The sequence below is a fragment of the Niallia sp. Kr1 genome (assembly GCF_050389805.1).
In the GTDB taxonomy this organism is placed as follows: domain Bacteria; phylum Bacillota; class Bacilli; order Bacillales; family Cytobacillaceae; genus Bacillus_BD.
On the sequence record NZ_CP130945.1, the window covers coordinates 5,100,269 to 5,126,918 of the forward strand.

The 26,650-nt window shown below is 36.6% G+C and carries 25 protein-coding genes and 1 pseudogene; 9 read left to right on the forward strand and 17 right to left on the reverse strand.

What is annotated here, in order from left to right; all coding sequences use genetic code 11:
- Positions 1-264: 264 nt before the first annotated feature.
- The 3 genes from Q5760_RS25255 to Q5760_RS25265 form a co-directional block, all read right to left on the reverse strand.
- Positions 265-1,533 carry a cytosine deaminase gene (locus Q5760_RS25255; RefSeq protein WP_428910242.1) on the reverse strand — a complete coding sequence of 423 codons (1,269 nt, stop codon included), beginning with the start codon at positions 1,531-1,533 and terminating at the stop codon, positions 265-267.
- Complete coding sequence (gene codB / locus Q5760_RS25260) at positions 1,523-2,797, reverse strand: cytosine permease (protein WP_428910243.1); 1,275 nt, start codon at positions 2,795-2,797, stop codon at positions 1,523-1,525. The genes Q5760_RS25255 and codB overlap by 11 nt, the downstream gene beginning before the upstream one ends.
- Positions 2,798-3,080: 283 nt before the next feature.
- On the reverse strand, positions 3,081-3,860 hold the full coding sequence (locus tag Q5760_RS25265) for an SDR family NAD(P)-dependent oxidoreductase (protein WP_428910244.1): 780 nt from the start codon (positions 3,858-3,860) through the stop codon (positions 3,081-3,083).
- A gap of 229 nt (positions 3,861-4,089) precedes the next feature.
- Here Q5760_RS25265 and Q5760_RS25270 point away from each other — a divergent pair.
- A pseudogene (locus tag Q5760_RS25270) lies at positions 4,090-4,824 on the forward strand (RluA family pseudouridine synthase).
- A gap of 84 nt (positions 4,825-4,908) precedes the next feature.
- On the opposite strand, the gene Q5760_RS25275 reads toward Q5760_RS25270, so the two are convergent.
- The 3 genes from Q5760_RS25275 to Q5760_RS25285 form a co-directional block, all read right to left on the reverse strand.
- Entirely contained in the window at positions 4,909-5,775 is an 867-nt protein-coding gene (locus Q5760_RS25275) for a Cof-type HAD-IIB family hydrolase (RefSeq protein WP_428910245.1), read from the reverse strand.
- Between the two features lie 148 nt (positions 5,776-5,923).
- Positions 5,924-6,634, reverse strand: coding sequence for an ABC transporter ATP-binding protein (locus tag Q5760_RS25280; RefSeq protein ID WP_428910246.1), 711 nt, complete (start codon positions 6,632-6,634; stop codon positions 5,924-5,926).
- A gap of 4 nt (positions 6,635-6,638) precedes the next feature.
- The gene (locus Q5760_RS25285) at positions 6,639-7,706 is read right to left on the reverse strand and encodes an ABC transporter permease (RefSeq protein ID WP_428910247.1); all 1,068 of its coding nucleotides are present in this window, start codon (positions 7,704-7,706) and stop codon (positions 6,639-6,641) included.
- Between the two features lie 294 nt (positions 7,707-8,000).
- Here Q5760_RS25285 and Q5760_RS25290 point away from each other — a divergent pair, with 294 nt between their 5' ends.
- The 3 genes from Q5760_RS25290 (at position 8,001) to Q5760_RS25300 (ending at position 11,004) form a co-directional block, all read left to right on the forward strand.
- The gene (locus tag Q5760_RS25290) at positions 8,001-8,909 is read left to right on the forward strand and encodes a MerR family transcriptional regulator (RefSeq protein ID WP_428912691.1); all 909 of its coding nucleotides are present in this window, start codon (positions 8,001-8,003) and stop codon (positions 8,907-8,909) included.
- A 250-nt stretch (positions 8,910-9,159) separates the two neighbouring features.
- Positions 9,160-9,612, forward strand: a complete 453-nt coding sequence (locus Q5760_RS25295; RefSeq protein WP_428910248.1) for a staygreen family protein — start codon at positions 9,160-9,162, stop codon at positions 9,610-9,612.
- Between the two features lie 153 nt (positions 9,613-9,765).
- Positions 9,766-11,004, forward strand: a complete 1,239-nt coding sequence (locus Q5760_RS25300; protein WP_428910249.1) for an NAD(P)/FAD-dependent oxidoreductase — start codon at positions 9,766-9,768, stop codon at positions 11,002-11,004.
- Positions 11,005-11,040: 36 nt separating this feature from the next.
- Here Q5760_RS25300 and Q5760_RS25305 read toward each other — a convergent pair whose 3' ends face one another.
- The 4 genes from Q5760_RS25305 to Q5760_RS25320 form a co-directional block, all read right to left on the reverse strand.
- Positions 11,041-12,303 carry an OFA family MFS transporter gene (locus Q5760_RS25305; protein WP_428910250.1) on the reverse strand — a complete coding sequence of 421 codons (1,263 nt, stop codon included), beginning with the start codon at positions 12,301-12,303 and terminating at the stop codon, positions 11,041-11,043.
- A 376-nt stretch (positions 12,304-12,679) separates the two neighbouring features.
- Positions 12,680-12,964, reverse strand: coding sequence for a putative quinol monooxygenase (locus Q5760_RS25310; protein WP_428910251.1), 285 nt, complete (start codon positions 12,962-12,964; stop codon positions 12,680-12,682).
- Positions 12,965-13,035: 71 nt separating this feature from the next.
- Positions 13,036-14,136: a Gfo/Idh/MocA family protein gene (locus tag Q5760_RS25315; RefSeq protein WP_428910252.1), complete on the reverse strand. Its 1,101-nt coding sequence runs from the start codon at positions 14,134-14,136 to the stop codon at positions 13,036-13,038.
- A 66-nt stretch (positions 14,137-14,202) separates the two neighbouring features.
- On the reverse strand, positions 14,203-15,207 hold the full coding sequence (locus tag Q5760_RS25320) for a Gfo/Idh/MocA family protein (RefSeq protein WP_428910253.1): 1,005 nt from the start codon (positions 15,205-15,207) through the stop codon (positions 14,203-14,205).
- A 177-nt stretch (positions 15,208-15,384) separates the two neighbouring features.
- On the opposite strand from Q5760_RS25320, the gene Q5760_RS25325 reads away from it, so the two are divergent.
- Complete coding sequence (locus Q5760_RS25325) at positions 15,385-16,107, forward strand: DUF4386 domain-containing protein (protein ID WP_428910254.1); 723 nt, start codon at positions 15,385-15,387, stop codon at positions 16,105-16,107.
- 1 nt (position 16,108) lies between these two features.
- Here the strand turns inward: Q5760_RS25325 and Q5760_RS25330 are convergent, their stop codons facing one another.
- The gene (locus Q5760_RS25330; RefSeq protein ID WP_428910255.1) at positions 16,109-16,699 is read right to left on the reverse strand and encodes a Crp/Fnr family transcriptional regulator; all 591 of its coding nucleotides are present in this window, start codon (positions 16,697-16,699) and stop codon (positions 16,109-16,111) included.
- 280 nt (positions 16,700-16,979) lie between these two features.
- Between Q5760_RS25330 and rluF the strand changes: the two genes are divergently transcribed.
- The 4 genes from rluF to Q5760_RS25350 all read left to right on the forward strand — a co-directional run bounded on the left by rluF (position 16,980) and on the right by Q5760_RS25350 (position 19,554).
- The gene (rluF, locus tag Q5760_RS25335; protein ID WP_428910256.1) at positions 16,980-17,687 is read left to right on the forward strand and encodes a 23S rRNA pseudouridine(2604) synthase RluF; all 708 of its coding nucleotides are present in this window, start codon (positions 16,980-16,982) and stop codon (positions 17,685-17,687) included.
- A 535-nt stretch (positions 17,688-18,222) separates the two neighbouring features.
- Positions 18,223-18,441, forward strand: a complete 219-nt coding sequence (locus Q5760_RS25340) for a hypothetical protein (RefSeq protein ID WP_428910257.1) — start codon at positions 18,223-18,225, stop codon at positions 18,439-18,441.
- 21 nt (positions 18,442-18,462) lie between these two features.
- Complete coding sequence (locus Q5760_RS25345) at positions 18,463-18,771, forward strand: spore coat protein (RefSeq protein ID WP_428910258.1); 309 nt, start codon at positions 18,463-18,465, stop codon at positions 18,769-18,771.
- A gap of 81 nt (positions 18,772-18,852) precedes the next feature.
- Positions 18,853-19,554: a Dps family protein gene (locus tag Q5760_RS25350; protein ID WP_428910259.1), complete on the forward strand. Its 702-nt coding sequence runs from the start codon at positions 18,853-18,855 to the stop codon at positions 19,552-19,554.
- Positions 19,555-19,727: 173 nt separating this feature from the next.
- Here the strand turns inward: Q5760_RS25350 and rlmH are convergent, their stop codons facing one another.
- The 6 genes from rlmH to walK form a co-directional block, all read right to left on the reverse strand.
- Positions 19,728-20,207, reverse strand: a complete 480-nt coding sequence (gene rlmH, locus Q5760_RS25355; protein WP_428910260.1) for a 23S rRNA (pseudouridine(1915)-N(3))-methyltransferase RlmH — start codon at positions 20,205-20,207, stop codon at positions 19,728-19,730.
- 349 nt (positions 20,208-20,556) lie between these two features.
- A complete protein-coding gene (locus tag Q5760_RS25360; RefSeq protein WP_428912692.1) occupies positions 20,557-21,783 on the reverse strand; it encodes a S1C family serine protease in 1,227 nt (408 codons plus the stop codon).
- Between the two features lie 100 nt (positions 21,784-21,883).
- Positions 21,884-22,678, reverse strand: coding sequence for an MBL fold metallo-hydrolase (locus Q5760_RS25365; protein ID WP_428910261.1), 795 nt, complete (start codon positions 22,676-22,678; stop codon positions 21,884-21,886).
- A 6-nt stretch (positions 22,679-22,684) separates the two neighbouring features.
- Positions 22,685-23,512, reverse strand: a complete 828-nt coding sequence (locus Q5760_RS25370) for a two-component system regulatory protein YycI (RefSeq protein WP_428910262.1) — start codon at positions 23,510-23,512, stop codon at positions 22,685-22,687.
- Positions 23,499-24,818, reverse strand: coding sequence for a YycH family regulatory protein (locus tag Q5760_RS25375; protein ID WP_428910263.1), 1,320 nt, complete (start codon positions 24,816-24,818; stop codon positions 23,499-23,501). Before Q5760_RS25375 ends, Q5760_RS25370 begins: the two co-directional genes overlap by 14 nt.
- Positions 24,815-26,650: a cell wall metabolism sensor histidine kinase WalK gene (gene walK, locus Q5760_RS25380; RefSeq protein ID WP_428910264.1), complete on the reverse strand. Its 1,836-nt coding sequence runs from the start codon at positions 26,648-26,650 to the stop codon at positions 24,815-24,817. Before walK ends, Q5760_RS25375 begins: the two co-directional genes overlap by 4 nt.

The following is a 26,650-nucleotide window of genomic DNA, read 5'->3' on the forward strand; positions in this document are numbered from 1 at the left end:
TGTTCCTCTTTCCTCATAAAAAAAACTCTAATTTTATAAACTTCATTATTACACTTTTTCCCTTATACCTCTATCCCCATTTCAAGTCCTTTGAACCCTACTATAACAACTATTCAAGTAGATTCTATTCCGTTCGTTTTTCGCAATTTATTTTTAATTGAGAAGGAATTCTCCATAATCGATCTAGATTTTCACTTATCTAATGGAAATGGACCTCTTAAATAATAGTAAAAGGCACTCTACACGAGTGCCTTTTACTAATTTCTATTTATTAAAATCAACTTTCTCTTCTGATTGGCCTAACGTGATTGTCGTTTCACTAGGCTTTGTTTCAGCAATGATTTTGCCATTTCTAAAAGAATATCGAACTGTTGCTTGCTTGCGAATGGCCTCATATTCATTTTCTGCAGACAAAACAATGAAGTTAGCCGTTTTTCCTTCTTCAATTCCATACTTCTCTTCAATTTGTAAAGTTTTCGCGCTATTTTTCGTAATCAAATCAATGGAGTTTACAATTTGATCATAGCCCATTAGTTGTGTAACGTGAATTCCCATGTGCAAGACTTGAAGCATGTTTCCTGTACCTAGTGGATACCATGGGTCAAATATATCATCATGACCAAAGCAAACATTTAACCCGGCTTCTTGCAACTCTTTTACCCGTGTTAAACCTCTGCGTTTTGGATACGTATCAAATCTTCCTTGAAGGTGAATATTCACCAATGGATTAGATACAAAGTTAATAGAAGACAGCTTTAATAAGCGAAATAATTTATACGTATAGGCATCGTTATAAGAGCCCATTGCCGTTGTATGGCTCGCAGTTGTTCGCGTCCCTAACCCACGTTTATAAGCCTCTGCCGCTACAACCTCTACAAAACGTGACTGTTCATCGTCAATTTCATCACAATGAATATCAACTAATCGATCATATTTTTCCGCAAGGTCAAAAGCCATTTTTAGAGAATCCACTCCGTATTCTCTTGTAAATTCAAAGTGAGGGATTCCACCTACAACATCTGCACCCATTTTCAACGATTCTTCAAGCAATTCTGCTCCGCTAGGGTACGACAGAATCCCTTCCTGCGGGAAAGCAACCAATTGAATATCAACGAATGGGGCCATTTCTTCCTTCACTTCAAGCATGGCTTTTAATGCCGTTAACTCTGGATCGGTTACATCGACATGTGTACGAACATGTTGAATACCTTGAGCCATTTGCCATTTTAAAGCCGTCTTCGCTCTTGTTTTCACATCATCAATTGTTAATGTTTCTTTTCTTTGCGCCCATCTTTGAATTCCTTCAAACAATGTCCCACTAATATTCCACTCGGGTTCCCCTGCGGTTAAAGTTGTATCTAAGTGTATGTGCGGCTCAATAAAAGGCGGGAGAACTAGACAACCATCGACATCAATGATTTCTTTTCCGTCTGAATGCTCTAGTTGTTGTGTAATCTTTTCAATTTTTCCATCCTGTATAAGGATGTGCCAAACTCCATCTTTTCCTCTAAGCGTTGCATTTTTAATAATCACTGATCATCTCACCCTTACCGTTTAGTTTGCTCGTAGATGCTGCTTGTTGCGGTACACACTTCATCGCTACAACATAAATAACTACTGTTCCTAAAAGTCCATTAATAGGAGGGATTCCCGGTGCAAGATTTGCAACTACAACCCCACCGACCCAGGCAATGATTGCAATCCAATTTACTGCTTTAAATTTCATGGTTTCAAATGGTTGGTACTTTCCACGCTTTAATAAGAAATAGTCAGCTAATATAATTGCTCCGATTGATGGCAGTGTTGAACCAAGAATCGTTAAGAATCCGACAAAGTTGTTATAAAGCCACATTGCTGTTAGTGTTCCAATTATCCCATTGAAAACAACCACTTTATGCTTTGGCAATTTTGTAATATTAGAAACTCCTAATCCAGAAGCATATAAGGCACTATCATTTGTTGTCCAAATGTTTAATCCAAGAACAATAATGGCCGGAATCATTAAGCCTTGTAAAAACATCACCTCTGAAATATCAGCCTTATTAAATACCATCGCTCCGACTGCACCAAATAGGAACATAAGTGAGTTTCCTAGAAAGAAAGCAAGAATATTTGAAGATACAGCGGCACGAGAAGTTTTTGCAAAACGAGCGAAATCGGGAGTAAGTGTACCCGCGCTAATAAAGGACCCGATACAAATCGTTAGAGCTAATGCCACACTCATTGCCTGTGTTGGCTCATAAGCGAATAATTCCTGAAATCCACCAACCGTTCCAATTGCATCGAACATGGAGTAACTTCCGAAGATAGCAATCGCAGGGACTGCAATAATTCCTAAAATCGTTAAAGCCTTGATTCCAAAAATAGAAGAAGCGGTCATGGCTAATCCAAAGATTGTAATAAGAACATACACATTTGCACCAGTCGCTTTTGCGACAGGAACAGCAAACATTGCTAGACCAACGCCAAACCAGCCAATTTGTGTAAAAGAGAGTAAAAAGGAAGAAAGATAAGAACCTTTTTCTCCGAATGAATACCGAGCTAATAAATGAGTAGATAACCCTGTTTTTGCGGCAATATGGGCTAGCGCACCTGTATAAAGTCCAAGAACAAGGTTGCCTGTTAAAACAATCCAGATAAACTGTTTGAACTGTAGTCCCAATCCTAATGTTCCCCCAGACATCATACTTGCTGAGAAAAAGCTAAGGGACATCATGACCGCTAGAACCTTCCAAAATCCGTTTCGGTTTCCTTGCGGCACTGCCTGTAATGAAAATTCTTTATCTACTTTTGACATACCAATTCCTCCAATAAATAGGTTTTTAAGAAACTGGTACCGAAGATAGCTTCGATAAAAATTCGGAACAAAAAAGGCTTCTTGTCATTATCTGACAAGAAGCCCGTTTTGCATAGAGAACAAAGTGAGCCTACACCTATATCCATAGGGTATGCACACAATGATGATCTATTTCCGCTGTCCTTGTCAGCCTCACGGGACTGATTTAAAGGTACCAGTATTTAATTACCGTTATTATTACAGGAAAAGAATATGTTGTCAACATATTTTTCATTAACAAGAATTACAAAGTACCAATCATTCCACCATCAATATTGACTGATGTACCTGTGACATAGGAAGCTGCATCTGATACAAGGAATGTAATGACTTTGGCTGCTTCTTCTGTGTCCCCAATACGACCTAGAGGAATTTGACGATCCTGACTTGAAAATTGTTCCCAAGATAGATTTGAACTCTGTTCCTTCCACATTCTCTCTACTTGCTCACTTCGAATCCACCCAATACATACCGTATTCACTCGGATATTGTCTGGACCAAGATCTTTACTCATTGCTTTAGTCAGAGCCATACCAGCTGCTCTACTAACTGACGTAGGTAAAGATGATTCCGGAGGGGTTTTCCCAATAGCAGCTGTCACATTAATAATGGCACCACCTCCAACTTTTTTCATAAAAGGAACAGCATAACGCGAACAATGAATAGCACCAAAAAGCTTTAAATCAAGATCCTGTTTCCAAAGCTCTGTGCTCACGTTATCAAATGGCTGCGCTTGAGATGTGCCAGCATTATTGACTAAAATGTCTAAACGCCCATATTTTTCAATAGTAGCAGATACTACGTTTTGGCAATCCGCTTCTTTTGTTACATCACATTCTATGTAAAATACTTCTTTCCCTGTTTGCTGGTATATATAGGAGGCTGCTTCTGTTAACCGATCCGTATTTCTTGCACAAATCGTCACTTGAGCTCCTTCACTCACTAAATAAAGCGCCGTTTTTAATCCAATTCCCTTACTTGAACCTGTGATTAAGGCTACTTTGCCTGTTAATCCTAATTCCATCGCAATCTCCCTTCTCACATACTTTTAATTGTATTAGCATCTTATATACAATTATTTCAGAATAATAAAATAAAGTCAATTTAATGAACTTTACAGAGGGTATTGTGGGACGAACGATGTAATCTATTAACCCTTAACAAACAATGGAGTGGAAATAACAGTTATTAGCCTTCATTCAAAAAACAATGTTATGATAGAGGCAATATGCCTTAAGGAGATCGAACAATCTATGAAAATACCAATATTATTCGAAGATAATCATCTGCTTTTGGTAGAAAAGCCAATTAATGTTCCAGTACAAGCAGATCGTAGTGGGGATCTTGATTTCTTATCCATGTTAAAAAAGGACATTAAAATACGCTACCAAAAGCCTGGTAATGTTTATTTGGGACTTGTACATCGCCTAGACCGCCCTGTTGGGGGTGCCATGGTGTTTGCCAAAACTTCTAAAGCTGCTTCTAGATTATCAGATATGATCGCAGACATATGATTGAACGGAATTATGTAGCTGTTGTTCGCGGAACCCCTAATAAAAAAAGGGCAACTCGTGAATTATCTTTATAAGGATAATCAAAAAAATAAGGTGTATGTGGTTTCTTCTAAACATCCAAACGCTAAAAAAGCCGTACTATATTTCGAGCTGTTGTAATCAAAAAAAGGATATAGTCTACTATCTGTAAATCTACACACGGGGAGACCTCGTCAAATTCGAGTTCAGTTATCAACAATGGGAACACCCATTTTTGGGGATCAAAAATATGGGGAGCATCTTACTAAAACTGGACAACAACGGGCATTGTGGACCCATTCACTTCATTTCGAGCACCCAGTTAAGAAAGAACCACTTGGAGGTTTTTCCTTTCCACCTAGCACCTTCCCTTGGAACCTATGGGAGACTTTTAATCATACAAACAGGAATTCCCACTCTTTTTGGGAAAATCATTCACTAAATATGAATACGTAGCAGATTGTAGTTAAGTCACTAGGTCTAGATTATTTTAATGGCAAAAGACGATAGGCATCATCCGTTTTGGATGATGCCTATTTCTTAAAGATGATACTCCTTTAGCATTTCCTCAATGGCATATGCTACGCCGTCCTCTGTATTTTGTTTCGTTCTATACTTGCACAATTCAATTATTTCTGTTGCAGCATTTCCCATTGCAACGCCACGACCGGCTTCCTGAAGCATAGTTTTATCATTCAAGTTATCTCCAAGCGCCATGACATCCTTCATCTCAATCCCTAAGTTATCAACGTATTCCTTTAATGCAAGTCCCTTGTTTGCATTAGGATGGTTAAACTCAAGATTTAAATGACCAGAAGATGTTATGATGATCCCATCTTCATTTTTTAATTCATTGTACGCCTCTGTTAATTTCCTCTCATCAAGGGAAAAACCGAGTATTTTAAAAACCTCATGATTCTCACTAGAAAGAACTTTTTCTAGATTTGTAATGACCTGCACGTTTTCATCTTGAAATCTTTGTTCCACGACCTGCCAAATCTCTTCTTCTGTAGAGTTAGGCATGGCGTCTTTAAACATCTGAATGGCCACGTTCATAAAATCATCTTTCCCGGATGAAAGAACAATGTTTTCCATAAATAACTCTGTATACATTTCCGCTTTCTGACAAACTGAAATAATCCTACGGCAAACCGCCTTATCCATTGGGATACTTCTGATTAAGTTTCCATCAATGTCATATGCAGTAGCGCCATTAAGGCTTATAATGGGGCATGAGATTCCTGCTTTCGTTAAGATTCTTTTAGCAGAATCATAGGATCTTCCTGTTGCGACAACAAAGGTCAGTCCTTTTTCTTCAGCACTTTTTATTGCCTCGACATTTCCTCTACTGACTTCACCTTTTTCATTTAAAAGAGTCCCGTCTAAATCTGATGCAATTAATTTCATTTTCTTAATTACCTCATTTACTTTGTCATTTGTGTATACTATATCACAAATACAAGGGATTATATAATTTTCAAATCAAGAAAGATGCTAAAACAAAAACAGGTATTCGATATGATAACCTATCGAATACCTTCTTTATGTCTTTGATTTAATGAGATTTCCCCGCAATCTGAATCCTCTTATCTTCCCTTTCTACCGCTAACAGAACACCATCTGTCATATTAAAAACTCTATCACAATAGTCTATAAGCCGAATATCATGCGTCACTACAATCGTTGTTGTTTTTTTCTGTTTTGTGATCTTTTTAAATAGACTCATAACTTCATAGGCACGGTCGGAGTCAAGAGAAGCTGTAGGTTCATCAGCTAGAATAATAGAAGGGTTGCTATACAAAGCCTTAGCAATCGCTACACGCTGTCGTTGTCCACCAGATAAGTCAGAAGGATATTTCTTAAGTAAGCCTGCGATGTCTAGGTCCTCATAAAGTTGGTCCCGCTCTGCTTTCGAGAGATTCCCATTTTTTACTTTATCTAACAACTTCAATTGATTAGATACGGAAAGAAACGGGACTAAGTTAGATGCTTGTAACACAAAACCGATTTCCTTGAGTCGAATTTTGGATCGTTCTTTTTCATTTGAAACGGTTAAGTTATTCCCATTGATCATTACATCACCTGAGGTTGGGGATAATAATCCTCCGACAATGGAGAGAAATGTACTTTTGCCAGAACCTGATGGACCAATAATGGCTATTAACTCCCCTCGGTCAGCAAGAAAATGGGTTTCCTTTAAAGCGTCCACTTTTTTATGACCACTCCCATAACTCTTTTTAACTCCATGTAACTCTAATACTGCCATAACATTACCCTCCTATCGCTTTCAATGGATCGATCCGAACAATGGTTAAAACGGAAAAAACAGCACCGACCGTTGCAACCAACATCAAGATGAGACCATAGATTACCATCAAGGTCAGATCAAACGAAACTGGAACTGCTGCTGGCAAAAAGGCTCCTGAAATAATGGTTAAAGCAAAGCCTAGAGCCGTTCCGATAAATGATAGTATGAAAGTTTGAGCTACTACAGACCAGGATAAATACGAACTAGAAATCCCTTGAGCCTTCATAACTCCAAACATGCTAATCTTTTGTACAGTCAACACATATAAGAAAATAGCGACGATAATCGATGAAATCCCAAAAAGAAAGTAAATCATAAAATTGAGTGTCAATTTTTGTTCCGTATATCCAGGTAAATTTTCTATGAATGATTGGATTTCAATCGTTTCTAGCTCCTTATTCTGTGTGTGATTAGAGATCGATTCATCCCCGACAACAATTGCATTGATTTGATCCTTATTCTGATCAGCGGTTTCACCAAATTTTACTTTATGGAAAGTTATAAGGTCCGCATAGAGAACAGGTGCCGCATTAAATCGAGCATTGTCTGTAAACCCAACAATGGTTAAAGTTTCGTCACTAGAAGATAGAGATAATGTATCACCTAGTTTGAATCCTTCTTCTTTAAGCGAATCATCGGCAATCACCTCATTAGTCTTTTCAAACGCCCTTCCTTCCGTGACATTTGGCATTAAAAACTCCTCTTTATGAATACCGAAGAGAGAGATATTTTGCTTCTGATCACCATTATTAGCGATGGCATTTAACTGCCCAATTACAGCTGTTTCTTGCGCTGTAATATCCTTTAGTTGATCGGTTGACATGAATGATTGATACAGGTTTTTATCCGATTCTTCGGTCAAAATAATGGCTGATGCATCCCATTTGTCGACCGCTTCCCGATTTAAATTAGCGAGTCCTGTTGCAAGTCCAGAGAGAAAAAATACAAGATAGGAAACAAGCATGAGAATGCCAGTAATTAAAGCAAAGCGAAGTTTATTTTTTTTTATTTCATTCCAAGCTAAAAACACAGCGTCACTTCCTTTGTATTAGGGTCTTGTTACATTTGTATGTTTAACACTGCCCTTACTTTTAAATTATTAAAATCATGATTAACCCTATTATGAACTTAAACAACCTCTTTTGTCAAATGTTTGTATAATCTAATTTACAATTAATTATACAATATTATATTCCTAATAAATACGATTTAAACTAATTACTGTATAATGTTTGTAGATATAACATTGTACAAAAAATACAAATTCGTTATACTAATGATGCCTACAGGAATTTGGACTTACTAAGGGGATGAAATAAAAGTGATGCAATCCAACCAAAATGGATTATTTTCCATACAACAAGTTGCCGATATGACTGGATTATCAAAGCAAGTCATTCGAAAATGGGAAGAACGGTACGGTATTATTCAACCGAAGCGATTGGATAATGGATATAGAGTCTATAGTCACGAGGATGTTAAAACACTTTTAAAAGTGAAATTACTCTCGGAACAGGGTCACTCGCTTAAACAAGCGGCGCTTCTTGTAAAAGAGGTTGAAGAAGAACCTAAAATGCCATTATTTAAGGATGAACAAAAATCCCCCAATTATGAACAATGGAATGAATATGTTTTACGCCTTTTAGAAAAAGGGAATCACTGTGATGAGATTGAACTAAACTTTATCCTTAATCAAGCCTATCATCACTTAGGGATCGATCATTTTTTAACTGATATCGCGATTCCCTTTTTAAAAGAAGTGGGTAGAAAGTGGGAAAATCATGAGTGGAGTGAATATCAAGAATCTGTATCAAGTTTGGTTGTTAGGGATTTCTTAGTCCAAATTCGACGAAATTATCAATACCGAGATTCTGCCCCATTTGTGCTCGGAGCGTGTCTTCCATATGAACATCATGAGGTCCCATTACATCTAGTCCTCATGAAATTCATGATGAAAGGATGGAAAACTCAACTGGTTGGAGCTTCTCCCGCCCCGGGGTCTATTGAATCTTTGGTATGTAAACTAAAACCGAGTGTCGTTTTGTTATCTGCTACAACCACAATCCCATTTGAAACAGATCCTACACTACTGCAAAGATTAGATGAATTTGCTCAAAAGCAAGAAAACATCGCTTTCTATCTTGGCGGCCAAGGGACCATTCATTATCACTTCGACTATAAACCACGGGCTATTCGTATAACGAATTCTGTTGAAGATATTTTAAAGCCTTAAGTTTTGTTAAATTGTCCCCTAACCAAATAATAGAATGATATTCATAAAAGAAAAAATGAATCTGTTGGTTTTCATTCTAAACTACAAAGCCTATTTGAAATCCATTCTAAATCATTCTGCAATTTAATAAAATGATAAGGGAGCCAGACTCCCTTATCATAGCCATTTTAATTCTACAAACTGTTTGTATTGAATCACCGCTTTCATTAATCATGCTGGTTTTGTTAATAAACCGATGGGAGTTGATGACTTGAGCACTTTTGATCCAAGAAAACTATCTGTGGAATATATGGATGGTGTTACTTTTACAAAACCCATTATTCCTAGGCGTTACACACTCACTCACTCTGATGTAACCGGAGAATTATTTTTAAACATTGGAATGAATTATGCCTGGAATAAAATCAACCCTATGAGAGATGAAGTATTAGGGGAATGGAAATCAAATGGAAGTACCTTATACTATTGTGTTTATCTGTATATTGATCAAGGAGAATACAATCAACATATAGCATCTAAACGCATTGAAATATTTAGACGTGAATTACCACTTGCATTAAAGGCTATTCGATATGGCGATCGATTGTTATTTAACACATACCCCTATTTAGATAACGCCTCCATCATCATTCACTTCTTATCAGCTTATCCTCAGTTTACAATTCAGGAAAACTGGGGGACTTTCCTAAGCATCAATACTTAAATTTAATTCCGCTTCAAGTTCATTTGCATCAGGGTAAAGTAACTCCTTCCTTTTTTGTACTATTCATTAACTGTGAGTATGATTACTGCATACCTAGAGTCCAGTTGGAAATAGTAACTTTATACTTATTTAAAAACTGGAGGATATTCATCAATGAATTTAAAATCTGGAACCTATTATTGGCCTACCACCTTTCCTGATGCTCCATCATATCCAGCATTAGAAGAAGATCTATCTTGTGATGTATTAATCATTGGGGGTGGAAGCTCAGGGGCACAGTGTGCCTATTATCTTGCCGACACAGATTTAAACGTGGTTGTAATTGAAAAGGGGGAAATTGGTGGCGGTAGTACAAGTACGAATACAGCCCTCATTCAATATTCCGGTGAAAAAATGTTCACAAATTTGATTAACACCTTTGGAGAAAGCTACATAGAAAGGCATTTACAATTACTAAAAGAAGCCATTAATGAAATGGAAACAGCCTCAAAGAACGCCACAATTGATTGTGAATTTAAGAGAAGAGATACCTTATATTCGGCGAGCTGTGCAGAAGACGTTGAAAGTCTAAAAAGGGAATATGAATTTTTAAAGCAGCAAAACTGTGATGTTGCTTTTTTATCCAAGGAAGATATTGAAGCAAAATATCCTTTTAGTAGGGATGCTGCTATTTATTCATACAATGATGCAGAGATCAATCCTTTCAGATTCACTCATGCACTATTAGATTATGCCGCAAGAAAAGGAGTCCGTATATATGAAAATACAGAAATGAACGGTCACCATTATGATAAAGAAAATGAAAAAATGATTGTTTCTACGAAAAATAGACATTCGATACAAGCAAGCTATGTTATATTTGCAGCAGGTTATGAAGGAGTAGAAATTAAACAAGAGAAAAAAACTTCCTTTGTGAGCACGTATACGGTTACAACCAACCCAGTAGAAGATCTCTCCGAATGGTATAACCAGACACTGATTTGGGAAACGGCTCGTCCCTATTTATTTATGCGTACAACTAAGGATAACCGGATTATCATAGGCGGACTTGATGATAATGCTACATATTCTGAAGATCGCGATAGTAAACTAGTACACAAGAAGAATAAACTCATTGAAGAATTTAATAAAATGTTTCCCCATATAAAAGTACAGCCAGAATATTACTTAGCCGCATTTTACGGAGGTACATTGGATGGCATACCGATTATCGGTCAGTATGATGAATATCCTAATAGCTATTTCCTATTTGCCTTTGGAGATAATGGGACGGTTTATAGCCAAATGCTGTCGAAACTGATTGTAAACGAGATTGTTGAAGGAGACTGTCCAGATGTTGCTTTATACTTACAAGACCGCCCTTTAGTAAAAAGAAACAAGGATGCCTTCTAAATGGAAGCATCCTTGTTTGCTTTGTTGAATATATACTCAACCTGCTAATATTTCCTTTTTTGCGTCTTCACTTTCCAAAGTTACTCTATCAGGTTTAACAACGAAGATGCTAATTAATGTCGCAATCACAAAGAGAGCTAAAATAACATACAGCACCATGTCATAGGATTCTGTCTTATCAAGAACAAAAGCACTTAGCTGATTCCCTGTCAGTCCTGCAAATGCCCAAGCAGATAAAGCTAGTCCGTGTACGGTAGAAACACTATTTAACCCAAAGCGGTCAGATAATAATGGTGGTAAAGAAGAAAATCCTCCACCATATCCAGCATTAACAATACAAAGTAAAGCGATAATAAGGATCGCAACCGAATTATTGATTGCATCAAAAACTACGGTTAACAGTATGGATGCAATCGATAAAATGAAAATGATTTTATAGATTGAATTACGATCTTTTAATTTGTCTGCCCATGAGGAGAAAGCAATTCGTCCGCCTGCATTAAAAACAGCTGTTAACGAACTAACTAAACCAATTGCCCCAAATCCAATGAATGCTAAGATGCCTTTTTCTTGTGCGATTAACGCTAATCCACATGTAATATTAATATAGAACATGAACCAAATTCCGATAAATGTTTTATTAGTTAATACTTTTCGATAGCTAAAGCTTGCACTTTGTACACTTTCTTCTTCATGTCCTGCTGGTTTCTTTATTAGCAAGTGTCCCATTACCATCATCACTAAATATATCCCTGCTAATATATAAAACATGGTATATATATTTTCAGGATTGGCTAAAACTCCAGTATTGTTTCTTTCTCCAAGTAGTTCTTCCATTAAAGGACTTGCAATGACCTTCGCCAAGCCAAAACCCGCAACAGCAAGGCCTGTTGCTAACCCTTTTTGCTTTTCAAACCAAAGCATTAATGTTTTAACCGGTGTTAAATAACCGATACCAAGTCCAATCCCCATCACAACTCCATAAGAAACATAAATACCAATCAATGACTTTTGATAAATAAAAAACCCTGTGCCTGCCATTCCTACGACAAAAAACAATGCGGAAATCAGTGACGACTTATGAATGTCTTTTTCAACCAGTTTTCCTCCAAAAGCTGCAGACATACCCAGAACAAAAATGGCTATACTAAATGCCCATTCTACTTCACTGACAGAACTGCCAATATAAGCGGCAATATCACCCTTGAATAATGACCAACAGTAAACTGTACCAATACTACAGTGAATTAATAATGCCGGAAGTACAGCACGAATCCACTTATTATCAAATTTCCTCATATCCAAACTCCTTTTCTTATTCAACCAACCTAAAAATTAAATACGAATATTAATTTTATTTAACAAAGTATACGTTCGACTATTGCATAAAATTTTAAGGGTTTTATTAAGTTTATAGGTTAAATTTAATTTATTTACGAAAATTAATAAAACCTATTATATATCATCTTCGTAAAAAAACAATGGTTTTTAACATATCGATAGTTAAAATGAGAAAAATATTAAATTCTATAATAAAAAAAACAGCCTAATCATTCGAATTAGACTGTTTCAGCGATATAGTTGAAGTTTGTTTTTTACAGTATGATCCTTGTTAAATAATTATACAAAATCAAAAATAACTTGGATACTCTTCCAAGAAAAGGTCATTTATTCTTTATATTTCGCGATATATATTCATTTCTGTACTTTCCCGCATTTCTCTTAGTTTGGGAACGATTCTTCTGACATGTTCACTTTGATTATGCTGCTGAAGCGCCTCTTCATTCTCCCATTCTTCTATCGTAGTAAGGATAGTTGGGTCATGAATATCTTGATGATAGGTGTACATGATGCATCCTTTTTCTTTTCTTGTTTCTAGGACCACTTCTCTAGCAAGACTCATATATTTTTCGATACTCGCATCAGGTTTAAGCTTTCCTTTACAAACCACTCTTATCATTTTAAATCTCCTGTTATCTATCATTTTTTTGTTAATATCTATCTAACTCATCTCGATAAATTTAAATTCAATTATCTCATCTTTTCTTGCAACTTTTCGTAATAAAGATCAGCATCAACCGGGAATTCAACCGTTTCGTTCATCCAGGAAGATAAATAAATAGCATTCGCAATTTCGACGCTTTGTAAACCGTCTTCTCCAGGGGCAAGGAGAGGTGTCCCTTGCAGGATGCTATTGATCCAGTTTTGAATGATTCCAAGGTGGCCTGGATTATCACTTTCGACAGGTATATCTATTCTTTCGTATTCAGGCATACCAAATCCGCCTTTGTATGTAGCATTAAATTCTCGTTCTGATTGAGCTAGTTTAAAAAATGTCAATTCATTATTTTCAACTACGAGTTTCCCACGATCACCGGCAATTTCAAAGCGATCCGTTCCAGGGGCTTCCCCTGTTGAAGCGATAAACACGCCTGTCGCACCATTTTCATACTCAACATATGCCGTTACATCATCTTCTACTTCAATATCATGATATTTGCCATAGTGACAGAATCCATGGACACGCTTAGGTTTAAGTCCAGTTACCCATTGCCACAAATCCAATTGGTGTGGTGCTTGATTTAATAAGACCCCACCACCTTCACCTTTCCAGGTAGCCCTCCATTTACTTAAATCGTAATAGCTTTGTGGTCGATACCAATCTGTAATTATCCAATTTGTCCGTTTTATTGCCCCTAGTTCTCCCGTCTGAATCATTTCTCTTAATTTTTGATACAATGGGTTTGTCCGTTGATTTAACATAATGGAAAATACCTTTCCACTTTCTCTTGCCGACTGATTCATTTCCATTACATGCTTGCTATAGACCCCTGCTGGTTTTTCAACAAGAACATGAATTCCTTTGGCAAATGCCTTCTTAGCTAATTCCGGATGACTGAAATGCGGAGTTGCAATAATCACCGCATCAATTCCCGATTCTTGAAAAAACACAGCTTCATCCTGGTAAGATTGTACATTGCCCTTCACTTGCATTTTAAGATCCTCAAGCTGCTTTGTTCGGCCACAAACCGCTGTTAATACAGCTCCCTCTACTAGTCCTTTATCCAATTGTAGCGCATAGGTCTTTCCCATATGGCCGATTCCAATGATACCGACTTTTATATCACTCATATTTTTACCTCGCCATTCCTACTTTTTTATATCATTCCCAATAAAACCCCGATCCCTCTCTAAAATCTAGGCGAGAGGACGTTGGTATTTTCTGTTCTTAACGATTTCATCCATGACCCAACTCGTTCTCGCACCGGTCATTCCAGTACTCGGGCACTTTGTGCTATCTTTTGTTAAGTCAGCCATCATTGTTTCGATAAGGGGTTGATGGACGTGCATCGGCGCTTCAAAGCTCCATTGCTCTTTACTGCTAGATGTTGTCAAAAGAACGGGCTCATTACCAAAGGTTGAAAAGGTAATTTTCCCTTTACTGCCAACGATTTCATTCACATCCACATCTTCAAAAGCAGTAAAACACCAACTACCTATTCCATGGACTCCCGACTGGAATCGATAGGTACCTGTAACGATATCTTCCGCACGATAATAACCTGCTTGATTGGATGCAAAGCCTTGAACATCCTCAATGGGTCCTAATAAAAAGTCTAATAAATCAAGTGTGTGACTGGCTAAATCAAAGAATAGACCACCTCCGGCTATTTCAGCTTGAACTCTCCATGGGAGATTACTTGAATCCAATACATCATCCGACGCCTTTTGATGCTGGGTCGTTGATACGAAACGAACATCTCCGATTTTTTTACTATCTAATAACTGTTTTACTTTTAAAAATCTGGGCAAAGCCCTGCGGTAGTAGGCAACATAAAGAGGAACGCCGGCAGCCTTGCATGCGGCAATCATTTCATTACACTCATCGAAATTTAGCGCCATTGGCTTTTCTACATAGACTGGTTTGCCTGCCTGTGCAACTTTAATGGTATATTCTTTATGTGAACTAGGGGGTGTCGCAATATAGACGGCATCAACATCTGGATCGTTAATCAAATCATCCGCATTATCGTACCATTTTGGAACGTGATGTCTTTCTGCGTAGTCCTTAGCTAACACAGCGGTTCTCCGCATGACGGCAACCAGCTCTGAATTTTCATTTTTTTGAAATGCCGGTCCGCTTTTCACTTCGGTCACATCACCGCATCCAATAATTCCCCAACGTACTTTTTTAAATTTCATGGCTATTCTCCTAATTTTATGTCATTTTTTGCAAAACAACTTCCTTTATTTATGGTTACAGTTCATAACAACTATTTGTAAATCCTCGCAATGGTTTAGTTTATTGATTTAAGTTAATGATCATCTAGAATTTATCTTTTATAATGCCCTTATAAGGAAAAAAGAGGAGGTTCATAGATGGTTAACTTTGAAAAAAATAAACAATTTCATCGAAAATATGCTCTAACTGCTGGCATAGCTCTCATTATTATGGCACTTGCAGCATCTTTTTCCAATGGCTATGTCCAAGGAAAACTTGTGGTGCCCAATGATGCCACAGTTACGTTTAACAATATCATTTCTTCTACCGCACTTTTCAACGCTGGAATTTTTGGGTGGCTTCTCATATTTATTTGTGATGTAGTAGTGGCTTGGGCCCTTTATATATTCCTGCAACCGATAAATAAAAACATTTCATTACTCGGGGCTTTGTTACGCCTAAGTTATACGGCTGTATTAGGTGTTGCCATACTAAATTTAGTTTTTGTATCCCTTCTCTCAAGTAGCACTGACTATTTATTTCTATTTGGCGAACAACAACTTCAAACCCTCATTTTGCTTTTGTTGGAAGCATTTCATTTTATCTGGTCTATCGGTTTGATTATTTTCGGAGGGCACCTCATAATTGTGGGATATTTAGCTTTTCATTCAAAACAAATACCTAAAATCATTAGCATCTTATTAATGATTGCTTCATTAGGTTATATAGCCATTCACCTATTCATCACTTTCCTTCCTTATTTTGATGTCATGATTAAAACACTAAAGGTCATTTTTACTGTACCCATGATTTTAGGGGAACTTGGATTTGGATTATGGTTATTATTACAAGGTGGGAAGTACCCTATAAAAAAGGGTTAATTTATTCCTGATTTCCATCCATACGGACTCTTTTTTTAATTCTGCTCAATGACTCAGGGGTCATCCCCAGAAAACTGGCTAACTGATGCTGGGGGACGCGATTGATTAAATATGGTCGTTTCCGTAATATTGCTTTATAACGTTCTTCAGGTGTAGTAGCAATAAATGCAGCAAACTCATCTTGTACTTTACCTAAGTTTTCTTTCATCATCTGGCGTGTCATTGATTCCAACTGATTATATTTGTTATACATGTCTTTTTCTGTTTTTAGGTCACCAACAACTAATACAGAGTCCTCAAGACAAATAAACGTGTACTCTGAAGGTTTTTCTAGTTTATGATCATTGAATAATCCAAAGGCTTGTTCTTCAATGTAGAAATTGGATGTTACCTCTTTTCCCTTTTTATCTATTGAGTACTGTCTGATGCAACCTTTCAACACAAAATAACATCTACTTGGAAAATCTCCTTGTCTGAGGAGCACTGTTCCCTTTTTATATTCTTCTATAAGAATATTTTTCACGATATCCTGTTGTTCCTCTTCGCTGAGGGTAGTGTATTTATTCATAATATTAAATAAAATACTATTCACTTTTCCTTTCCCCCTCACAGGTTATAAAATTTATTTTAAATTCTAAAATCCATATAAACCTATATTACGATTTACTTAAGAATATTAAACTTTTAACTTTATTTAAAAGGAATTAGTCTTGAAAATAAAAATAACAATTGCATTTGAAAAAAAGAAGTTTCTTTTGAAACAAACTTTTATCCGTTATGTCTATATAAGAAGTTTGCGATACCTCCTTAAAATAAAGTATAGTTAGTATCTAATCAAACAATCCAACCCTTCTGATTAAGGATGTGTTAACATGCGTATTAATAAATATATAAGTGAATCTGGAAAAGCGTCTAGACGTGGTGCTGATAAATTAATTACTGATGGGAGAGTTACGATTAATGGCAGACGTGCAACGATAGGGAGCCAAGTTGAACCTGGGGATGACGTCCGAGTAGATGGAAATCCAATCCGAGTGGCAAGGAATAATGTCTATATTGCCTTAAATAAACCTGTAGGCATCACTAGCACGACAGAAAAAAGTGTTAAGGGGAATATTGTTGATTTAGTCAACCATCCATTAAGAATATTTAATATTGGGCGTCTGGATAAAGATTCAGAGGGCTTAATCCTTCTTACGAACGATGGCGATATTGTTAACGAAATCCTACGTTCTGAAAATAAGCACGAAAAAGAATATGTCGTTTCAGTAGACAAGCCTATTACTCCTGAATTCTTGAAGCAGATGTCAGAGGGAGTCAAAATATTAGGGACAAAAACACTTCCTTGTAAAGTAGTTCAATTATCAAAATTCGATTTTCAAATCATTTTGACACAGGGACTAAATCGTCAAATTCGCCGTATGTGTGCCGAATTGGGATACGAGGTTTACCGTTTGCAAAGAATTCGAATTATGAATATTCATTTAGGCAATCTTCCTCCAGGACAATGGAGAGATTTATCAAAAAAAGAGCGAACTCAATTATTTAGAGAATTGAATTATGAGCCAAAAGAATGGTAAAAAAAGCGAACATTAGAACCTCAAGTTTAAGTAAAATGTTCATCTACCAATGTTCAATTAAAAAGATAATAATCTATTAAATCTTAGTGCTTCTTTCCAAGAAAGAAGCATTAAGGAGGTTATGTTTAAGTCTCGTCTTACCGTTAACAATCTCATTTAGTTACATACTTAAGTTTTAATACCTACTGCTATCTATAGTATTATCCTCAGAACGGTGCTTTGTTAAATATTCCAGTGTCCAGTTCACTTTAGCTTTCTTTATAGGAGATGGTTTTCTTTTCTTCTTACCCCTCTTTACGCTTATCCACCACAACAACAACGAAATTTGTAACACTTTAAAGATAGGTATATTTCACCTTTCTTCCACACCTTACAATCCACCATTTTTGTATCGTTACCAACAACTTCAATGGACAACCTATTTAAAATCATTATCTTTTACCAATTTTTAATGTATTTTACACATAGTAACAGTAATGAAAATAAAGCAAAAGGAGAAAATTTAATAGAATATGTAAAAAGGAGGAGATCATATATGCCACAACCAATGACTACAAAGGAAGTTGAGTATATTGTTGATTCAATGTCAAATGAAGATTTGCTCATTAAACAAGCTATTGTGTCCTTATCACATTCACAAACACCAGCCGTTCAACAATTATTTCAACAATTATCCCAACAACACCAGCAGCATTATCAACAATTGTTGACGACTCTTCATCAGCATGTCCCACTTGCACCAAAAATGCAGTGAAACCAATAAGGAGGATTAACAGTGAATCAACAAACACCTTTACTCCAAGAAAAAGACATTGTCTATTCTTATTTAGCCGACTTGAAACGTTCTGCAAGAGAATACACCACAGCAGCAACCGAGGCGAACTGCCCAGTCGTTCGTCAAATGTTTGAACAACTTTTACAAGGTACGTTAAACCTTCAGAGTCAAACGTACCAATTAATGTCTCAGCAGGGCTGGTATAATACATCTTCTACTGCAACTAATATGGAGATTAATAAGCAAATACAAACGTATCAACAAACACAAATGCAAACAAATCAATTGATTCAACAAAACTTGAGATGATTCGGTGATCATTATTTTTAAAATATAAAGTACAAAGTTAAAGATATATAAATAACCCATCATAAGAGAAGAGGGATTATATTGCAAAATCACGATCTACAAGGGTTTTCACCAGATGAATTTAAACTATCAAAATCAGGTTTCGATCCACAAATGCCGGGACATGACAGTCCCCATGTAAATGAAATGATTCTGCGTCAAGAGCCAAGAACGGCTAGAAAAGAAGGCTCTGGAATTAGTCTTCCATATGATACACGGTTAGAAATGGGGTTAATGCTTGATGAACATTTATGCGCCTTAAACGTAGCATTACATCAATATACAAAGCATCATTGGCTTACTGAGGGAGCTGAATCTTTTGGTAGTCTACACCATATTTTAGATGAGCATATAGATGTAACTCAGGATCATATTGATAAAGTAGGGGAACGTGTGGCACGACTAGGAGTCGTTCCAACAGCTCACCCGGTTACACAGCATGAAATATCTTATATTAAACATGAAGTAGAAGGTCGATACACCATGCGAGACTTTCTTCGGAATGACCTCGAGCATGAAATTAAAATTCAAGGAATGCTAAGAAAAACGATTAAGCGTGCTCATGAGCTTAATGACTTTGGCACCGTCCAAGTGTTAGAAGAAGTATTATTAAAAAGAGAAGATTTAGGGTATCATCTGTGGAGTCTACTAGAAGATGATTCGTTAGTACGTGGGATGAATCATTTACTTGATAATAATGGAGATATAGCATTAAATCGCCATCTAAACGATAAACTAAATTAAATAAATGTAATTTTTTAGTAAACCCCGGTGCTCTAATTCTTATCACAATACTTAGTCTTGCTGAGTCATTCAGCAAGACTTTTGTCAGTGCGCATACATACAACAAACCTTATCTTTTACAATGTGTACACTTTAAAGTTTTCCTTGCTTTTTTATTTTTGAAAAAACCTCATTTACTTATGATACGGTTCATTCCGATTAATTCGAAAAGCCCGATACACCTGCTCTAATAAGATGAGTCGCATGAGCTGGTGGGGGAAGGTCATTTTTGAAAAGGATAGTTTCTCATCTGCCCGGTTTAATACATCGTTACTTAAACCAAGGGAACCACCAATCACAAAAGCTATTTTACTTTTCCCATACGTAGCAAGCTTATCTAGAGAATCCGCCAGTTCTTCTGAAGATTTCATTTTGCCATCAATGGCAAGGGCAATCACATATGTATCCTGAGAGATCTTACTCAGAATTTTTTCTCCTTCTTTTTGTTTCACTTGTTCCATTTCTGCCGGACTTAGCTCTTCTGGAGCCTTTTCATCAGCCAATTCCGTTATTTCGATTTTGGCATAGCTTGAAAGTCTTTTTAAATACTCGTCTATTCCTGCCTTTAAATATTTTTCTTTTAACTTTCCTATCGTAATAATTGAGATATTCACAGTTTATCCTCACTTTACAAACATTTTACAAACAACATATCCACAATACTTATCCACATATCCACAAATTTTTCCACATCTTGTGGGAGAGCATTCGTTCCCTACAAGATATGCGCCTTAATTCGACATGATTTTTACGGTTGTTAGTATCTGAAAATTGTCTCATTTCTTACTCTAAAAACCTTGATAAATCAACATTTGTATAAAAAAATGCCTTTTTAACATCTCAAAAGTATCTTATCATTATCGACATCATTTAAAGACTTATCAACATGTGGATATCCTCGCTATTTTACCATAACACCCAAAAAAAGGAGAGCATCTACTGCTCTCCTTTACTTATCCACATTTAGTAAGTTTCACCGGTTAACGTTAATTCAGCATCTTGTAATTTTCCATCACGATAAAACTTCACCGTCATCTTATCTCCAATTTGTTTTTCATTATATAGATGCTTTCGCAATGAAATGACATCCGTAATCTTTTCTCCATCCATTTCGACAATCACATCTAACTCCTGTAAACCTGCACGGTCAGCCGGGGAATTTCGTAGAACACTTTCAATAATAATCCCTGCCTTTACATCATCAGGTAGTAATAAGGTTTGATGTTGGTGATAGGAGGAAATTTCATTTAAATTCCGAAGTGTAATCCCCATTGTTGGTCTTTTTACTTCTCCAAATTGCTCAAGATCTTCTATAATTGGAATCGCTGAGTTAATGGGAATGGAAAGCCCAATTCCTTCAACTGCTTCTTGGGCAATCTTCATCGAGTTAATCCCAATAACCTGCCCAGCAATATTAATTAAAGCACCTCCACTATTACCAGGATTGATAGCGGCATCGGTTTGAAGTACTTCTACTTGCCAATCTTCAACACCATCACCATTCAAATCAACTGGAATGGTTCTCTCTAAACCTGAAACAATTCCACTTGTAACAGAGCCTGAGAAACCTAAACCTAATGGATTTCCAATGGCAATTACGGGTTCACCTGCTTTTAATGTATCCGAGTCTCCAAATTCCGCAACTGTTTTTATAGAGGCTCCATCCACTTCAATAACCGCCAAATCTGTCCAAGGGTCTGTTCCAACTAAACGAGCTGGGATCTTTGTTCCGTCAGCCAATGTCACTTCCAGTTGATCTGCCCCTTCAATAACATGGTTATTGGTCACTATGTACGCTTTATCTCCTGCCTTTTTATAAATCACACCAGAGCCTGTTCCAGCTTCTTGGTTTGCTCCTTGATCTAGCCAAAAACTGGAGGATTGGAGGTTGGTGATTCCAACAACAGCATCTCCTGCCTTTTCAACTGCCTCTGTAATGCCCGTTTCCACTTCAAGCGATACATTTTGTGTAACCCCATTATTCCCGGTATTACCTTGTTCAATTTTAACCCCGTTCGTAGGTTGGATCGAATAGGGAAGGAGTCCAGAATTTGAAAGGGCGGGCAGAGTTAAAATGACAAGCAAGCCCCCTATAATAGCACCTGCTAAACTAATGAGAAAATAATTCCTCTTTTTCCCTTTCTGAGGTCTATAACGATATTCGTCTTCTTGCTGATCATAAAAACCCAAGTTGACATCCATCCTTTCTCCCTTAATTCACTATGTCTTATTTTACCTTTATAATTATTATTATACTCGTCAACTTCAAAAAAATTAAATAAAAACCCCCTTAGACCGCAGTCAAAGGGGTTGGATTCTTTGGATCTGTATCATAAAGGGAAAACTGTTCACCGACGATAATCCCTTGACTCTTTAACGTTTGTGTTACGGACATTCTTGCTAAATCCTTCATATTATTATCCATACTTAAGTGAGCTAAATATATTCGTTTTGTTTGGTCCCCAATTACATCACTCATAGCAAGCGCTGCATCTTCATTCGATACATGTCCAACATCACTTAAAATTCTACGTTTAATATTCCAAGGATATTTGCCCATTCGCAGCATGCTTACGTCATGGTTACTTTCAAACACATAAATATCGGCATTTGAAATCGTGCCCTTCATTCGGTCACTTACATAACCCGTATCGGTAATAAGAACAATTTTTTTCTCCTCATGATGAAAAACATAAAACATCGGCTCAGCCGCATCATGGGAAACTCCAAATGATTCAATATCAACAGAGCCAAAACTTTTGACCGTTTCCATATTAAAAATAAACTTTTGTTCCGTTGGTACTTCTCCAATAAGCGGGTCCATTGCCTTCCACGTTTTTTCATTCGCATAAATGGGCAAATGATATTTCCGTGCAAGGATTCCGACTCCTTTTATATGATCACTATGTTCATGGGTTACAAAAATCCCTGAAAGGTCCTTGATGTTACGTCCAATTTGTTGAAACAGACCTTCCATAGCCTTTCCACTTAAACCGGCGTCAACTAAAAAAGAATGTTCCTCGTTTTCCACATAGATAGCATTCCCCGTACTCCCGCTCGCGAGGACACTGAAATTTAACGCCATTTCTCCTCACTCCATTGCTTTTTTCTGTATGTTTTGATCTAATTCTTTAACAATCTCACCTTCAAAGGCATTTACATACAATCTTCCTTTTCCTTCTACCTCAAAGCTCCAGGCTGGATTTAATACCTGCCTTGTATCAGATAGATTCGGAACAAGTGTATAATAGCCTAACTCCACATTCGTTATTTTACTTTTTGGTGGCAGATCCCCTTTTAAAAATAAAATTTCAATAGCCTTGATCGGCTGTATGATTTTTTCTGCATTTGCATTTGAGAGTTCCTTAATTTCTTCAAGGTAGGTTTGAGTATAAGAATAAATTTCATCTTCACCATTTACATAAAAGGTGAGCTTTGAATAATCATTTTCAAATAACTTTTTCGTTTGATATTGCTGTGTATAGGTAATGACCGACCCGTCACTACTTCTTTTCCAAAATTGATACTGAGACCCGTATAAAACATTTTCTTTTATATACTGGTTTAACTCATTGACTCCAAATTTTTCTGTTATTTTAATGGGTTCTTTTAGCATCGATTCAAGCATAGTTCCATTATTCTGAAGGGTTACATGTTGATTAGAGAGAATGGCTTCTTGAGTATCCTCAGTCGAAAACGTCTTAGGTTTTGCCTTTAAATAATAATCCTGTGTAAAATTTTTGGGCAAGCTTACGTACTCAATTCCATCCGCTTTTAATCTCATTTCTATGGAAGATTCCGTTTCAGCCTTCACATCATATTTACTTAATTGGTGCACACCCATAAGCTCATAAATCAAGTACAAGTCAAGAATGAGAAAAGTAAAAATGAATATGTTCTTAATTTTACTCCAGTCCAACTTCATCCCCTCCGATCTCACTCTCGGCAAGAGGCACCCATTTATCCTCATAAAGGTAGAACCAACTAGGTTCTAAAGACACCAATCGAGTTTGAGCGTTCAAATTTATTTTGTAACCGATTTTTATATCTTGTAATTTCTCTGGATTAAATGCTTCTTGAGCCTTAATTTTTTCTAAAGCAACACGACCAGAATCTAATTTCTTTATTTGATTGATTGCCAATTGCCCAAGGGAGAAATTATTGCGATTATAACGGCTTACTTCCGATGAAATCCATCCTACCTCAAGTGTAGAGATCCTACTATTTTCACTAAAAACAGGATACCCGTCAGGACCATACATGCGAAAATGAACAGTGTCCCGCTCTTTATTCAATTCAAAATACCGATATTGGTCTGTCCAACCCCCATGGTCATTTACGAAATCAATACTTTTCTGGATTAAGTTATTATCATTAGGAGTATCATTGTTTTCATCCTCTGAAGGATTAATGTACATAATCATATGATTGTCATTATCTTCCCTCAATAGATTTTGACCATCGGTATACTCTTCGACATTCGAAATAATACTCTTTTGTACAAGACTAGGGTCGCTAAATAAGGCATTTTTTAACTGGTCTGCATCAACATTATTTTTAATTAAATATTGATTAAAGACGAGTTCTGTTTCACCCTCTGGCAAATAGATAGTTTTCCCTGTTTCTAAAGTTAAAGGGAAATATTGAGCGTAGTCTTTCACTTCATTTAGTAAGGCATTCTCGAAATAATGGATTGAACTTAATGATACATTAGATGAATAAATCTCATCATTTTCCTGAGAAATAAAATAAACGACTCCATCTTGCCCGTGAGAATGTTCAAAGTCTATTAAAATTTGGTTGAAATGAAATGCAGGAAATTCCCCGGTTAGTTTATAAATGGTTGAAAATAATTTGGTAGATATATCACTTGGATATTGAATGAGAACTGAATCATGTTGTCTTGTTATTGCATTCGGATTAACCTGATGGGGAGGGATACGAGTAAAAGCATTAAATTCCAAATTGCTAATCTCATTCATCACCAAATTAATTTTCTCACTTGATACAGTTCCGTAATATTTCTCATCCATTGTAAAAAGGACTTGGTCTATTTTAACAATTTCCTTAATCTCCTTTGGGGAACTTAGCATTACTTCTTTAATCGTGGATTTTTTTTCAAACTCCTCGACATTTGGCTGGTAAGTCCATAGATTCCACGTTAAAATGCTACTTAACACAACAAGGCCGGTTAAGATGATGGATTTTCCTTTTTCATATGTCAATTCCACTCATCCCCCTCATACCTTTCATATGGCAGACTAAAGAAAATGGTTGTCCCTTTTCCTTCAATGCTTCTCGCCCAAATTCGCCCATTATGCGCCTCAACCATTTCCTTTGCAATTGCAAGACCTAGTCCTGTTCCTCCAAGTTTCCTCGTCCTCGCCTTATCAACGCGATAAAAGCGTCCAAAAATCTTTTCAACGTTTCCTTTTGGAATCCCCATTCCTTGATCCGTCACACTAAGAATCACTTCATCTTCTTGTTCTTTTATTCTAAATGTAACTTTCCCACCCTTTGGTGAGTACTTTAAGGCGTTTGAAATAATATTATCCAACACCTGTGTGATTTTGTCTGGATCAATTTCAAGCAGAATGGCCTTATCAGGTAGCTTTCTTTCAAAAATAACATTCTGTTCCTTTGTCATTTCAAAGCGGTCAATAATTTTATTGTAGAAAACTGTTAAGTCAACCCACTCTTTAGATAATTTGTAATCCTTACTATCTAGTTTAGATAGCTTTAATAGATCATTAACTAAACGAATCATCCGCTCTGTTTCAGTCTGAGTGACCTCTAAAAAGTTAGGAGCAATCTCTTCATCCTTCCAAGCACCGTCACTTAACGCTTCCAAATAGCTTCTCATTGTTGTTAAAGGGGTTCTTAATTCATGCGAAACATTCGCTACAAATTCTCTACGTTCCATATCGATCTTTTCCTGCTCAGTTACATCATGTAAAACAGCAATAAGACCATTTACAAATCCTGTTTCCCTTTGAATGACAGAAAAATTAGCCCGTAAAATATACGGGGTTGATTGGGTACTATAATCAAGAAGAATATGGTTCGTTTCAGAAATTAATTCCTCAAAGGTATAATCATTTTCTAAATCTAGCAGTTCTACAATCGGAGTTGCCAGTATCGTTTCACGTGAAACATCTAGCATCTTTGCTGCTATATCGTTGATTAAAATGACTCTTCCTCTACGGTCAGTAGCAATCACTCCATCTGTCATATATGAGAGGACAGATGATAGTTTTCTTCTTTCGCTTTCCGTCGTCGATTGAGCTTCTTGAAGTTTTTTCGTCAAATTATTAAAGGTATACGCTAATTGGCCAATTTCATCATTGCCATAAATTTTAACCTTTCGAGAATAGTTGCCCCTTGATAAAGCAAGGGCCTGTTTTCTCATATCTTTTATCGGTTTGGTAATGGCATTAGCAAGGAGGATCCCTACCATAATCGTCACAAATAAAGCGATAATTGTACCTGTAACAAATATTTGGTTAATATCACGCATTTGCTTATAAACACTTTCTATATTTGTGACAAAATCAATGGCCGCTATTACTTGTCCGTCCTTTGTAATCGGCGTTGACAAGACCCAAATACGATTGCCATTATCATTATCAATGAATTCTTGATTATCTGGTTGACCTGTTGCAATCACTCTTCTAATTCTCGTGTCTGTATACTTTTGTCCAACAAGATGTTGGTTATTTGTATCAGAGATCCCTAGTATTTTCAATGATTGACCTTGTCCATCAATGACCTTAACCTCAAGAATATCTTCTGTTGGATATTCTCCTTGCAATAGGCTCCTTAATTCCGCCTCTAATGATGGACTATCCTCTGATCTTTCCTTTGTTAATTGCTCCTCAATATAATAAGAGAGTAGGTTTACCTTATCTTGTATCGAAGTTTTAAAGTTGTCCTTCAGTGTCGTTTCTAATTGCCTTACAAAATAGACGCCAATAATCTGCATGACTAGAAGAACTAATAACATGAAAATGAGCACCGTTTTTGAGTGCATCGATTGAAAAATCTTTACGTTCTTCAT